The organism is Dactylosporangium sp. NPDC049742 (genome assembly GCF_040674675.1).
Lineage (GTDB): Bacteria > Actinomycetota > Actinomycetes > Mycobacteriales > Micromonosporaceae > Dactylosporangium > Dactylosporangium maewongense.
The window spans coordinates 73,313-87,050 of the sequence record NZ_JBFANF010000054.1 but is presented as its reverse complement, the minus strand read 5'-3'; the positions used below and the strand labels follow the sequence as shown (position 1 = coordinate 87,050).

Here is a 13,738-nt window from a genome sequence, read left to right as displayed (position 1 = left end):
CGCGGGCGAAGAGCCCGGCGGACGCGGCGGCGGTCAGCGGCGGGCGGTTGCCGCCGCCCTCGACCTCGAGGGTCGCGCCGTCGAGCACCGGGCGCAGCCCGGCGAGGGCGGCGGCGACCCGGTGCTGCTCGGCCTCGTCGCGGACGCGGACGTCCACGGCGAGCTCGGCGGCGGCCGGCACGGTGTTGGTGGTGGTGCCGGCGGACACCGCGGTCGGGGTGACGGTGGTGCCGAGGGCGGGGTCGCCGAGCCGGTGCACGGCGAGGACCTGGTGGGCCAGCTCGACGCCGGCGTTGACGCCGCGCTCCGGCTCGAGCCCGGCGTGGGCGGCCCGGCCGGCGATCCGGATCCGGTAGAACCCGGCGCCCTTGCGGGCGGTCTTGAGCGCGCCGCCGTCCGCGGACGGTTCGAGGACGAGGGCGGCGCGGGCGCCGGCCGCCTCCTGCTCGACGAGCGCCTGGGAGCTCGGCGAGCCGATCTCCTCGTCGCCGGTGATGAGCACGGTCACGGCGGCGCCCCGCCCGGCCGCGGCGGCGGCCGCGTGCAGCGCCATCACGACCCCGGCCTTCATGTCGAAGCAGCCGGGGCCGCGCAGCCGCCCGCCGGTCGTGGCGAACGGGTGCGTGGCGAGGGTGCCGACCGGCCACACCGTGTCGTGGTGGCCGAGCAGCAGGACCCGGTCCGGTCCGGTGCCGAGCCGCCAGCGCAGGTGGGTGCGGCCGTCGACGACGATCCGGTCCGGGGCGGCGCCGAGGCGCCGGGCGCCGACGCCGGCGAGCACGTCGGCGCTGCGGGCGACGGCGGCGAGGTCGGCGGACGGCGACTCGGCCCGCACGAGCGTCTCGATCTCCGCGAGCAGCGCCGGCAACGCCGCCCGCGTCGCCCGCAGCAGCGGCTCAGTGTCCATCGGTGACCTTCGGCGTCGCCCGCACCCCGAAGTGCAGGTACGGCTCGCCGGTCGGCAGCGCGTAGAACGTGACCGGCGCCCAGTTCTGCGCCGACGGCTCCTTGACCAGGAACAGGTGCTCCTCGACCGGGACCATCGCGTACTCGCTCACCGGGTCCGGGATCAGCTCGGCGATCGGGCCGGTGACGGTGCTGCGCATGACCGGCCCGCCGTCGCGCTCGAGGACCTCGATGCGGACGCTGGCCCGCTCGTACGTGCCGAGGTACCGCTGGAAGTCGACCTGGACCGGCTCGGCGGGCGGCGCGATCGGGCGCGGCATCGCGACGCCGGCCGCCTCGGCGAAGATCTCCCGGTAGAGCTCGTCGTAGAGGTCCCGGCCGTTGCCGCCGTTGGTGAGCAGCGTGACGGCGAGGCCCTGCTCGGGCAGCAGGCGCAGGAATGCGGACTGGCCGATGGTGTTGCCGTCGTGCCCGATGAGCCGGTGGCCGTCCCAGCCGAACCGGATCCAGCCGAGCCCCCACGAGTCGCCGAGGGAGTACTTGTCGGGCAGGTCGGCGTGCTCGGCGGCCATCGCGGCGGCGCTCGCCTCGCTCAGCACCCGGGTGCCGTCGGGGGCGAGCCCGCCGGTGAGGTGCAGCCGGGCGAACGCGAGCACGTCGGCGGCGGAGGCGTTGATCAGGCCGGCCGGCCCGAGCGAGCGGGGCAGCGCCCACGCCGGCGCGACCTTCAGGTCGTCGGGGTCCTCACCGACGTGGCCGATCGCGGTCCGGTGGGCGAGGGCCTCCTCCGGCAGCGTGCCGGTGCGGCGCAGCCCGAGCGGGCCGAAGAGCCTGGCCCGCAGCGCGGCGTCCCAGGTGCCGCCGGTCAGCTTCTCGATGACCCGGCCGGCGAGGGAGAAGCCGGCGTTGCAGTACGACCAGGTGACGCCGAGCGGGTGGTTCTGGGTCTGCTCGGCGAGCAGCGCCACGTACCGCTCGAGGCAGTCGTCGCCGCGCCCGGTGTCGGTGAACACGTCGCCGTCGATGCCGCTGGTGTGGGTGAGCAGGTGCCGCATGGTGACCTGCTTGGTGACCTCCGGGTCGGCGAGGCGGAACTCGGGCAGCACGTCGGCGACCGGCGCGTCCAGGTCGAGCAGGCCCTCGTCGACGAGTTGCAGGACCACGGTCGCGGTCCACACCTTCGAGATCGACCCGATCTGGAACACCGAGTCGGTCGTGGTGGCGACGCCGGTGTCCTTGTTGACGACGCCGTACGCCGCCTCCACCAACTCGTCGCCACCGCTGTCGACTCCAGGGCGCAGGCGCAGGATGCCGAGCGTCGCGCCGGGCACCTTGTGCCGCTGGGCGAGGGCGGTCAGCCGGCGCTGCCAGTGCGCCGCGTCCAGGGCGGGCCGGCGGGGTTCGCGGTCGGCGGCGAACCGCTCGACCCAGTCGACGATCCGGCGGTTGAAGTCGATCCGGTGCGACGGCCGGCCCTGGAGGATGAACAGGTGCGAGGCGTCCGGGTAGAGGACGAGGCGGGTCGGCACGTCCCGCTCGCGCAGCGCGGTGTGCCACTGCTGCGCCTGCCCGGCGGGGCACCGCACGTCGGCGGCGCCGTGCAGGATCAGGGTCGGGGTGCGGACCTGGTCCACCCGGGTGATGGGTGACATGTCGGCGACCGAACCACCGGCGAGCTCGAAGGCGTTGAGGAAGTGGCCCGCGTCGGCGGTGCCGGACTCGCTGGTCAGGTCGCTGACGACGCCGCCGGCGACGGCCGCGGCGAACCGGTCGGTGACCCCGGTCAGGAAGCAGGTCATGTAGCCGCCGTAGCTGTAGCCGGCGACGGCGAGCCGGGCCGGGTCGGCGACCCCTTCCGCGACGAGGGTGTCGACGGGCTCCAGGAAGTCCTTGGCGTCGGCGACGCCCCAGGCGCCGACCGCGGCGGTGTAGAAGGCCTCGCCGTAGCCGTCGCTGCCGCGCGGGTTGAGCAGCAGCACGGTCCAGCCCCGCGCGGCGAGCTCCTGGTGGTACAGGTGGACGTCGTCGGCGGCGGCGCTCCACGCGTTGTGCGGGCCGCCGTGCACGTCCAGCAGCAGCGGGCCGGGCCCGGCCGTCGCCGGGTCGCGGACCAGCCAGCCGTGCACCACGGTGCCGTCGGAGATGGTGAACTCCCGCTCCAGCCGCGGGTACAGGTCGGCCTCGGCGTCCCGCTCGACCAGCACCGTCTCGCCGCCGGTGCTCAGGTCGAGGGCGACGAGCGAGCCGAGGGAGGTCGGGGTGAGCAGCAGGACCACCGCGGTGTCGCCGGCGACGGACAGGCCGGCGACGGAGCGTCCGGCGCCGGCGAGGACCGGTCGCGGGTCGCCGCCGCCGACCGGGACGGCGTAGAGGTGGGTGTCGCCGCGGTCGCGGGCGCAGAACAGCACCGACCGTCCACTGTCGACGGTCACCGGGAGCGCGCCCGGGTAGCCCGGCCCGCCCGGCATGACGTTGCGGTCCAGCGGGGCGGACAGGCTGGTGACGGGCCCGCCGTCCAGCGGCACGCGCAGCAGGTGCGCGTGGCCGGTGAGCCGGCCGGGGAACCCGGTGACCAGCAGCGCCTCGCCGTCCGCGGCCCAGGTGACCGGGCCGCCGGTGCCGTCGGCGAGCCCGGCGAGCCGTGGCGGCGCCGCCGGGTCGGTGGCGGAGCGCACGTACACCGGGCAGTGCATCGTCCGGTCCGCGTCGGGCGCGGTGGCCGCCGCGTAGGCGAGCCGCGTGCCGTCCGGCGACCAGGCGGGGTCGCCCGCGTGCCAGTCGCCGTCGGTGAACCGGCGGCACGCCCTGGTGGCCACGTCCACGACGTGCACGTGGCTGCGCATGGTGCGCAGGTAGCCGGCGCCGTCGGCGAGGTAGTCGAGCCGGTCCGCGACGATCGGCGCGGCGCCGCGCCGCTGCCGGGCCGCGTCGTCCTCGCCGTCGGCGGCGTGCAGGTCGACCGGCGCGGCGAACGCGATCGCCGTGCCGTCGGGGCTCCACACCGGCCGGCCGGCGCCCAGCGGCAGCGTCGTCAGCTGCTCGGGCTCGCCGCCGCCGGCGGGCAGCACCCACACCTGCGCCGCTCCGCCGGTGGCCCGCAGGAACGCGATCCGGGTGCCGTCCGGCGACCACGCCGGCGCCGTGTCGGCGCCGCCCCGGGTGAGCTGCTCCGGCTCGCCCGAGCGGGTGCCGGCCCACCAGAGGTTGTGCAGGGTGCGGTCCGCCCCGGCGTCCACGGTGCGGAGCACATAGACGACCCGTGAGCCGTCCGGCGCGATCGCCGGCTGCTCCGGCGCGGCGAGGGTGGGCAGGTCGTCGATGCGCTGGCGTCGGGTCACGACAGACTCCTCGTGGGAAGCGGGGCTTGCTTTTCAAGGCCGGGTCGCGGCGCGGCGAAGTGGCAGGCGGCCAGGTGCCGGTGGGCGGCGCCGTCCGGTTCGGTGTCGCGGCAGACGTCGCGCTGGAGCACGAGCGGGCCGACCGGGCAGCGGGGGTGGAACCGGCAGCCGGCCGGCGGGTGGTGCGGGTCGGTGGGCTCCGCGGCGTCCAGGACGGCCTTGGTGCCGGTCAGCGCGCCGAGCAGCGCCGGCCGGGGGCCGCCGGGCTGCGGCGCCGAGGCGAGCAGCTGCCGGGTGTACGGGTGCTGCGGGTCGCCGAGCACGTCGTCCACCGGCCCGCACTCGACGATCCGGCCGAGGTACATGACGGCGAGGACGTCGCTGACGTAGCGGACGACCGCCAGGTTGTGCGAGATGAACAGCATCGACAGGCCCAGCCGGCGCTGCAGGTCGCGCACCAGGTTCAGCACGGTGCCCTGGATGGACACGTCCAGCGCGGAGGTGATCTCGTCGGCGACGATCACGTCGGGGCGGGCGGCGAGGGCGCGGGCGAGGGCGACCCGCTGCCGCTGCCCGCCGGACAGCTGCGCCGGGTGCTGCCGGGCCCGCTCCGGCGCCAGCTCGACCAGGTCGAGGAGCCGGGCGACCTCGGCGCGGCGGTCCGCGGCGGTCGTGCCCCGCGGCACCGCCTCGGCGATGGAGGCGCCGATCGTCATCCGCGGGTCGAGCGACGAGTACGGGTCCTGGAACACCATCTGCACGCGGCGCCCGGCGCCCGTGCCGGGGGTGCGCGGCAACCGCCGCCCGTCCAGCAGGATCTCCCCGCCGGACAGCGGGGCGAGACCGACCGCCGCGCGGGCCAGGGTCGACTTGCCGGAGCCGGACTCGCCGACGAGCCCCACGACGCTGCCGGCGGGGACGGTGAGGTCGACACGGTCGACGGCGGTGACGCCGCGCCGCCGCCCGCCGAAGCGGACCGAGACGTCCCGGAAGCTCAGCTCATGCACCGTGCCCACCCTTGACCAGCCCGGCGTGCCAGCACGCCACCCGTCCGCCGTCCGTGTCCGCCTGGAGGGGCGGGTCCTGCTGCCGGCACTGGTCGTCGGCGTACGCGCAGCGGGGCGCGAACGCGCAGCCGGCGGGCACCTCGCCGGGCTCGACCGGCCGGCCCGGGATGACGGTCAGCGGCAGGTCCCGGTCGGTGCCGAGGTGCGGCACCGCCGCGAGCAGCGCCCGGGTGTACGGGTGCCGCGCCCCGCCGGGCAGCGCCGCGGCGGCCACGTCCTCCACGACGCGCCCCGCGTACATCACCAGCACCCGCTGGCAGACCTGGCCGACGACGGTGATGTCGTGGCTGATCAGCAGCAGCGCGACCGAGTCGGCGGCCCGGATGTCCTCCAGCAGCGCCAGCACCTGCCGCTGCACGGTCACGTCCAGCGCGGTGGTCGGCTCGTCGGCGACGATGAGGGCCGGGGTGCCCATCAGGCCCATCCCGATCATCGCCCGCTGCCGCATGCCGCCGGAGAACTCGTGCGGGAACTGGTGCGCGCGCCGCTCGGGCGCCGGCAGCCGGACGGCGCGCAGCCGGTCCACGGCCCGCGCGAACGCCTCCCGGCGGCTGAGGCCCTGGTGCTGGACGGCGGGCTCGGCGAGCTGCCGCCCGATGCGCTGGGTCGGGTTGAACGACGACATCGGGTCCTGGAACACCATCGCGAACGAGGTGCCGAGCAGGCGACGCTGGGCCCGGCTCGGCCCGTGCCGCAGGTCCTCCCCGGCGAACTCCAGCCGGTCGGCGCGCACCTCGCCGGGCGCCTCGATCAGCTGGGCGACCGCCAGGGCGGTGAGGCTCTTGCCGGAGCCGGACTCGCCGACCACGCCGACCGCCTCGCCGCGGCGGATCGTGAAGCTCAGCCCGCGGACCGGCGTCAGCTCGCCGAACGAGACGCGGAGGTTCTCCACGGCGAGCACGGTGTCGCCGTCCTTGTCCACTGTGGACGGCGCGGCCGGCTCCCGCCGGGGCGCGCGGCGGACGGCGGTGAACAGCGGTGTGCTCTGGCCGATCTGCCGGGCGACCGCCTCGCCGGTGAGGTTGAAGGCCAGCCCGGCGAGCACCACCGCGGCGCCCGGGACCAGGGCCGCGAGCGGGTGGACGTACAGGCTGTTGAGGCCCTCGCCGAGCAGCCGTCCCCAGTCGTACGACGGTGCCTGCACGCCGAGGCCGAGGTAGGACAGGCCGGCGAAGGCGAGCAGCGAGCCGCCGGCCGCGACGGTCGCGTTGACGACGAGCGGCTCGCCGATGTTGGGCAGCACGTGCCGGACCAGGACGCGGAGCCGGCCCACCCCCGCGATCCGGGCGGCGGCGACGAAGTCCCGCTCGGCGACCGAGGCGACCAGGGTGCCGGTCAGCCGCGCGAAGGCGGGCGCGACCGCGAAGCCGATCGCGAGGACGGAGCCCTTGGTGCCCACCCCGAAGATGACCGCGAAGCTGAGGGCGAGCAGCAGCCCGGGGAACGCGACCGCGACGTTCACGCCGGCGGTCACGAGGCGGCCGAGGCGCGCGCCGATCAGCTGCGGCGCGGCGCCGAGCAGCAGCCCGATGACGACGCCCAGGCCGGTCGACAGCAGCGCCAGCACCACCGAGAGCCGGGTGGCGACCAGGACCCGGAAGAAGATGTCCCGGCCGAGCCCGTCGGTGCCGGCCCAGTGCGCCGCCGACGGGCCCTGCAGGATGTTCGCGGTGTCCACGGCGTCGGCCCGCCCGCGCAGGAGCACGGGCGCCAGGACCGCCAGGGCCAGCACCGCCGTGAGCAGGACCGCCGCGGTCACGCCGAGCGGGGTACGCAGTCGCTGCGGCACGGTTCAGCTCTCCCGGATCGTCGAGCGCGGGTCGAGCAGCGCGAGGCCGACGTCGACCACCAGGTTGACCAGGAGCACGCCCAGGCCGTAGATCAGCACGATGCCCTGCACCACCGGGTAGTCCTTGGCCAGGATCGACTGGACGATGGTGCTGCCCAGGCCCGGCCACGCGAACACGTTCTCCACCAGGACGGTCGCCGCGACCAGCCCGCCCAGCAGCAGCCCGGCGATGGTGACCGTGGCCGTCACCGAGTTGGGCAGCGCGTGCCGCAGGTACAGCCGCCGGTCCGGCAGCCGCTTCGCGCGGGCGGTGCGGATGTAGTCGGCGTCCAGCACCGCCAGGGTCTCCACCCGCATGATCCGGGCGAGCACCGCGGCCGGGCCGAGGGCCAGGGCGAGGACCGGCAGCACGTAGGAGTCCGGCCCGGCCCGCCCGGCGATCGGCACCAGCCCGAGCTGGACCCCGAACAGGTACACCAGCCCGGCGCCGACCAGGAACTCCGGCACCGCGCCGAAGAACACGCTGGTCGAGGTGAAGCCGAGCTCCAGCCGCCGGCGCCGGCCGCCCCGGGTCAGCACCGCCATGGTCAGCCCGAGCGGGACCGAGAGCGCGACGGCGACCAGGAACGCGTACACGGCGAGCTCCAGCGTCGCCGGGTAGCGCTCCGCGATGACCTGGGAGACCGGCAGGCCGGAGACCGTCGAGGTGCCGAACCGCCCGGCGGACAGGTCGCCCAGGTAGTCGAGGTACTGCCGCCACAGCGGGTCGTCCAGGCCCAGCTGCTCCCGGCGGGCGGCGACCAGCTCGGGCGGTGCGGCGACGCCGAGCGCCGCCCGCACCGGGTCACCCGGGATCAGGTGGATCATGCCGAACGCCGCGGTCAGCAGTACCCAGACCGACAGCAGCAGCCGGCGCGACCGGCGTGCGGCGAACCGCACCCACGCGTTGTCCGTGAGTCTCTCCGTCAGTTTTTCCGTCACGGCTCGCACGCCGGTCACCTCCTTACACCAGCATCCGGATGGACTGCGGGATCATCGAGCCGTCGCCGATCTCGAACCGCGCGCCCTGACCGAAGATCGGCACCGTCGAGTTGACGAACGGCACCACGTCGACGTGCTTGAAGACGGCCTTCTCGGCGGCGGCCCACTGCTCGCAGCCCGCCGTGCCGGCGACCGCCGACGCCTCCGTGACCGCCTTGGTGTACTCGGCGTTGTCGATGCCGGAGAAGTTGACGCCGTTCGGCGCGGACGGCCCGGACACGTAGGGCACGACCTGGCTGGGCAGTGGCGTGTTGAGCGGCAGGAACGCCGCCTCCCAGGCGAGCTGCCCGCCGAGGAGGGCGGTGCCGATCTCGGCGTCGGTCACCGGCTTCACGGTGACCTCCGCGCCGACGCTCGTCCAGACCTTCTGCGTGAGCTCGGCGCCGGCCTGCGAGCCGGTGCCCAGGCTGGCCGGGTACGCGATCGCGATGGTGAGCTTCTGCCCGCCCTTCGCGCGTACGCCGCCCGCGCCGGCCGTCCAGCCGGCGGCGTCCAGCGCGGCCTTCGCCGCGTCCAGGTCGTGCCCGGGCAGGTTCCCCTCGACGGTGTTCTGCTTGCACGGCGCGCCGCCGGACGAGACGAGGCCGGTCGGCGGCTTGCCGTTGCCGCTGCTGACGACCTTGCCCAGCTCGGTGAGGTCCAGCGCCTGGACCAGCGCCTTGCGCACCTGCTCGTCGGCGCCGGGCAGCCCGCTCTTGTGGTTGAACCACAGCTCGCCGAGCGTCGCCTCGATCTGCCGCTGGTGCAGGTTCGCCGCCTGCACCCGCTGCCGGTCCGGACCGACCAGCTGCGCCGCGTTCGCCTGCTTGGACATCAGCAGGTTGGCCGCGGTCGACTCGTTGGTGACGACCTTGAGGACCGCCGTGTCGGGCAGGCCGCGCTGGTCGGCCTTCCAGTCACCGGGGCCCCACCCGTAGTCCTTGCGCCGGGTGAACGTGTAGTGGTCGTTCGCCACCGCCTCGGTCAGCGTGAACATGCCGGTGCCGTCGCCGCCCTGCTTGAGCAGGTTGCGGTCCTTCATGCCCTTGTCGCACACGATCGGCAGGCCGCCGACCATCCGGGCGAGGAACGAGGCCGGCGCGGGCGACGTGACCGTCACGGTGCCGGCCGCGTCGTCAGCCTTCGCGGTGGCGCCCGCCGGGACGAACGCCCCGATCCGCGACGACGCGTTCTTCGGGTCGCCGACGAAGTTGATGTTGTCGGCGACGATGGTCGCGGTGAGCGGGCCGCCGTTGGCGCACTTGACGTCCTTGCGCAGCGTGTACGTGGCGGACGTGGTCGTGCCCTGCCAGGTCTGCGCCAGCCCGGCGACCTCGTTGCCGTCCGGGTCGATGTTGACGAGCGAGTCGTACATGAACCGGTCGACCAGCATCGCGACGGACAGCGACGTGAGGTGGGGGTCGAGCGTGCCGGGGTCGGCGCCGAGCACCATGGTGAACGTCTTGCCGTCGGCGAACGTCTGGTCGCCGGTCGCGGCGTTGCCGCCGCAGGCCCCGAGCAGGAGCGCGAGACCACCGAGGGCGGCGATGGTCCGGACAGATCTCATGGATGCCTCCGGTGGTCAGTTGGCGACGCGGCGGATCGCACGGCCGCTGTGGATGTACAGGGCGTGCCCGGTCCCGTCGTCGCCGACGAAGACGTGCGGCAGGTGGACGCCGAGCGTCGCCTTGAGCGGGACGAACCGGTCGGTGGAGAGGTGGACCAGCTCGGTCCGCTCGACCTGGCCGCCGAGCTGGGCCATCAGCCCCTGGGGCCGCTGCTCCAGCCAGAGCCGGCCGTCGCCGTCGCGCTCCACCACCAGCTCGGCGACGTCGCAGCGGTACGTGCCGAGGTAGCGCTCGACGTCGACCGTCTCGGGGACCTCCGGCGGCGCAGGCAGCGGCGGCAGCTCGACGCCGGCCAGGTCCCGCAGGATCCGCGTGAAGATCGCGGTGTACAGCGCGAACGGGTTGCCCCCGTTGGAGAGCAGCGCGACCGCGACGTCGCGGCCCGGGACCAGGCGCAGCATCGCGGCCTGGCCGATCGTGTTGCCGTCGTGCCCGATGACCGTGCCGCCGGGCCAGTCGAACACCTCCCAGCCGAGCCCCCAGGCGTCGCCCATCAGGCCGAGCGCGGGCAGCGTGACCTGCGGCTGCCGCATCCGCGCGACGGCGTCGGCGCTGAGCACCTGGGTGCCGTCGGCCGCCTTCCCGCCGTCGAGGTGCATCCGGCCGAACGCGATGAGGTCCCGGACCCGCATGGTGAGCATCGAGCCGGCCGGCGCGTTGGAGCGGGCCAGGGCCCAGATGGGCGCCGCCACCGGGTCGGCGTCCGGCGCCGGCTGGATGTGGCCGACCGCGGCCCGGAACAGGATCGCCTCGTCGGCACCGTTGGCGGCGTGGGTCAGCCCGAGCGGCCCGAACAGGTGCTCCCGGACGCAGGCGTCGAACGGCTTGCCGCGCAGCACCTCGACGACCCGGCCGAGCACGCAGTACCCGGCGTTGTTGTACGAGAACATCGTGCCGGGCGCGAACAGCTGCGGCGTGCCGCCGAGCGTCGCGACGTACTTCTCGACGCAGTCGTCGCCCTTGCCGGTGTCGGTGAACACGTCACCCTCGAACCCGGCCGTGTGGCTCAGGAGCTGCCGCACCGTGATCGCGGCGGCCGCGTCCTCGTCGGCGATGACGAACTCCGGCACGTACCGCCGGACGGGCGCGTCGAGGTCGAGCTTCCCCTCGTCGGCCAGCTGCATCACCAGCGTGGCCGTCCACACCTTGGTGATCGAGCCGATCTGGAACACCGAGTCGGTGGTGGCCTCCACCCCTGTCGCCCGGCTCAGGACGCCGGCGGCGACGTCGATGACGTCACCGCCGACCGAGACCGCCACTGCGGCGGCCGGCACCTTGTGTTCGACGAGCAGCGCGGGCAGACGCTCGCGCAGCCAGTGATGGATGTCACCCAGTTCCGACATGCGGCAACCCTAGGGCGGTCCTACCGGCCAGTGTTCGTATGGAACGACAACTCCACCCCCAGGAGTTCGTACTTCCAGACGAACCCGTGCCGCGGTCCCGGCTGGTCGCCGTGACCGCGGCACCGGCTCGTCACAGGTACGGGCGGGTGATCAGCTCGATCGCGTGACCGGCGGGGTCCTTGAAGTAGACCCCGCGGCCGCCGTGCTCGTGGTTGATCTCGCCGGGCCGCCGCATCTGCGGGTCGGCCCAGTGCTCGATGCCCCGCTCGGTGAGCCGCGCGTACGCCCGGTCGAAGCGCTCGTCGTCGAGCAGGAACGCGTAGTGCTGCATCTGGATCTCGACCGGCGGCTCGGCGAACTGCAGCAGGACGCCGCCGTCGAGCTGGACGTTGGTGAACGGGCCCCACGAGGGCGCGTGGCGGCCGTGCGAATCCCGGGCGCGGCGTGGAGACTGCATCGATGGATCGAACTGTGGTGATCACGGGCGCGAGCTCCGGTGTCGGGTTGGCGGCGGCGGAGCAGTTCGCCGCCCGGGGCGACCGGGTGGTCGTCGTCGGCCGCGACGAGGGGCGCCTCGAGGCGGCGGTCGCGCGGGTGCGGGCCGCCGGCGGCGGCCGCGAGCCGGGGCGCTTCCGGGCCGACTTCGAGCGGCTCGCGGAGGTGCGGGACCTCGCCGCGTACCTGCTCGACACGTGCCCGTCGATCGACGTCCTCGCCAACAACGCGGGCGGGATGGTCGGCGGCTACCGGCGGACGGCGGACGGCTACGAGGCGACGATCCAGGGCAACCACCTGGCCCCGTTCCTGCTGACGAGCCTGCTGCGGGAGCGGCTCACCGGGGCGCGGCTGGTGGCGACCGCGTCGCGGGTGCACACGCAGGGCCGCCCGGACCCGGACGACTTCACCGGCGACGCCGGCACGTACCGCTGGGGCCGCGCGTACGGTGCCGCGAAGTCCGCGAACATCCTCTTCGCCGCCGAGGCCGCGCGCCGCTGGCCGGACGTCACCAGCGTGTCCTTCCACCCGGGGGTCGTGCGCTCCAACTTCGGCGAGGGACCGGTCCGGCTCGTGTACCGGTTCACGCCGTTCCTGACCACCCCGGAGAAGGCCGGCGCGCTGCTGGTGTGGCTGGCCACCACGCCCGCGGCCGAGCTGACGGACGGCGGCTACTACGTCGGGCACAAGCTCACCAGGCCGGCGGCGCACGCGAGCGACCCGGCGGCGGCCGCGAAACTCTGGGACGCGAGCGCCGCCGCGGTAGCGTTGTAGAACGCCCCGGAGCCCAGCGTGCCAGGGCTCCGGGGCGCTCCTTCGGAGGGGTCCGTTACGGGACCTGGGTGATGCGGTCGCAGCCGAAGAACGCCGTGCCGGCGCCCGCGCCGAACCGGCCGCGGACGCAGATCTCGACCGTGCCCGGCTGGATGCCGAGCTGGTCCCGGCGGGCGTGGATCACGCCGTCCCTGTCACCGTCGCGGGTGTGCTCGTCGAGCTCGTACGAGTCCTCCAGGTGGACCTTGCCGTGGTCCTCCGGCGCGCCGGCGCCGGTGGCGATCAGCGGGCCGCGCACGCCCATGCGCACCGTGGCCGGCTGGATCGTCGCGGCGTCGAACGCCAGGGGGTTGCCGTACTGGCCGGCGGTCGTGGTGAGCACCGCGGCCGGGAGCACCCCGGGGTTGACGTTGACCGGGTTGGTGAGGCTGCCCGGCATGATGTTCAGCGTCACCGGCACGGCACAGTCGACGGCGAAGGTCGCCGCGCGGCTGTTGTTGCCGGCGACGGCGTCGACGACCTTCGCCTTCGCGGGCGCGACCGTCGTGGTGACCGTGACCGTCTGGGCGCCCGGCGCGGTACAGGTGACGTCGTAGGCGCCGTCCAGGGTGGCCGGGGCGCCGACCGCGAGCCCGCCGGCGGCGGACGTGCGGCTCGCCGGGGTGACCGTGACGCCCGGCGACCCGGTCGCGGTCTGGGTCACGACGGCGTCGACGGGCCCGTCCGGGCCGAGGTTCGCCACGACCGTCCGCACCTGGACGGTGCTCGGCAGCCCGATGACGGCGAGCGGGTCGCCGGTCACGGTCGCCGCGGTGACGGCCAGGTCGGCCTCGACGCAGTCGGGGTCGCCCGGGTGCGCCACGCAGAACTCGTGCACCGCGGGCCGCAGGTCCACGGTCACCAGGTCCGTCCCGGCGTTCACGTCGCGCACCACCATCGTCGCGGTGTCGGCGTCGAACGGCACCGTCAGCGTCCCCGGGCCGTCGCGCACGACGAGCCGCTCGCCGCCGTCGGCGGTCTGGTCGAAGTACCAGCGGGGATCCCAGGCGTTGAACGCGCCGGCCGGCGCCCCGTCCTCGTCCGTCAGCGTGAGCCGCAGCAGCGGCGGGTCGCCGAGGTGGGAGACGGAGCGCTGCTCGCCGACGGTGGCGCCGGCGAGCGTCGCGGACGGGCCGGCGAAGTTCAGGTCGACCAGGAACGACTTGGCCGTGTCCGCGTAGTCGTACTGCGGCTGCGGCGCGGTCCCCGGGTCGACCGGGTCGCCGGGCGCGGCGGCGGACCCGGCCACCGTGACGGCGACCGTGACCGCGACCGCGACGAGGGCGGTCGCCGATGCGGTGACCAGCGCGAGCGCGCGTCGGTTGAGTCTCATGGCGTC

At 75.0% G+C, this 13,738-nt stretch carries 10 protein-coding genes; 1 reads left to right on the top strand and 9 read right to left on the bottom strand.

Annotated elements, in window-relative coordinates; all coding sequences use genetic code 11:
* The 8 genes from AB0J72_RS44030 to AB0J72_RS43995 all read right to left on the bottom strand — a co-directional run.
* A partial coding sequence (locus tag AB0J72_RS44030; RefSeq protein WP_363411092.1) for a M20/M25/M40 family metallo-hydrolase occupies positions 1–907 on the bottom strand: 907 nt, incomplete at its 3' end.
* A complete protein-coding gene (locus tag AB0J72_RS44025; protein WP_363411089.1) occupies positions 897–4,244 on the bottom strand; it encodes a serine hydrolase in 3,348 nt (1,115 codons plus the stop codon). The genes AB0J72_RS44030 and AB0J72_RS44025, both read right to left, overlap by 11 nt.
* The gene (locus tag AB0J72_RS44020) at positions 4,241–5,251 is read right to left on the bottom strand and encodes an ABC transporter ATP-binding protein (protein ID WP_363411087.1); all 1,011 of its coding nucleotides are present in this window, start codon (positions 5,249–5,251) and stop codon (positions 4,241–4,243) included. Before AB0J72_RS44020 ends, AB0J72_RS44025 begins: the two co-directional genes overlap by 4 nt.
* Positions 5,244–7,100 (bottom strand): dipeptide/oligopeptide/nickel ABC transporter permease/ATP-binding protein, encoded by a 1,857-nt coding sequence (locus AB0J72_RS44015; RefSeq protein WP_363411084.1) that lies wholly within the window; start codon positions 7,098–7,100, stop codon positions 5,244–5,246. The genes AB0J72_RS44020 and AB0J72_RS44015 overlap by 8 nt, the downstream gene beginning before the upstream one ends.
* 3 nt (positions 7,101–7,103) lie before the next feature.
* Positions 7,104–8,090, bottom strand: a complete 987-nt coding sequence (locus AB0J72_RS44010; RefSeq protein ID WP_363411081.1) for an ABC transporter permease — start codon at positions 8,088–8,090, stop codon at positions 7,104–7,106.
* A gap of 13 nt (positions 8,091–8,103) precedes the next feature.
* Entirely contained in the window at positions 8,104–9,687 is a 1,584-nt protein-coding gene (locus AB0J72_RS44005) for an ABC transporter substrate-binding protein (protein ID WP_363411078.1), read from the bottom strand.
* A 15-nt stretch (positions 9,688–9,702) separates the two neighbouring features.
* On the bottom strand, positions 9,703–11,091 hold the full coding sequence (locus tag AB0J72_RS44000; protein ID WP_363411075.1) for a serine hydrolase domain-containing protein: 1,389 nt from the start codon (positions 11,089–11,091) through the stop codon (positions 9,703–9,705).
* A 130-nt stretch (positions 11,092–11,221) separates the two neighbouring features.
* Positions 11,222–11,548 (bottom strand): VOC family protein, encoded by a 327-nt coding sequence (locus AB0J72_RS43995; RefSeq protein WP_363411073.1) that lies wholly within the window; start codon positions 11,546–11,548, stop codon positions 11,222–11,224.
* A 2-nt stretch (positions 11,549–11,550) separates the two neighbouring features.
* On the opposite strand from AB0J72_RS43995, the gene AB0J72_RS43990 reads away from it, so the two are divergent.
* Positions 11,551–12,360 (top strand): SDR family NAD(P)-dependent oxidoreductase, encoded by an 810-nt coding sequence (locus tag AB0J72_RS43990; protein ID WP_363411070.1) that lies wholly within the window; start codon positions 11,551–11,553, stop codon positions 12,358–12,360.
* A gap of 55 nt (positions 12,361–12,415) precedes the next feature.
* Here the strand turns inward: AB0J72_RS43990 and AB0J72_RS43985 are convergent, their stop codons facing one another.
* A complete protein-coding gene (locus tag AB0J72_RS43985; RefSeq protein WP_363411067.1) occupies positions 12,416–13,732 on the bottom strand; it encodes a hypothetical protein in 1,317 nt (438 codons plus the stop codon).
* Positions 13,733–13,738: the final 6 nt, after the last annotated feature.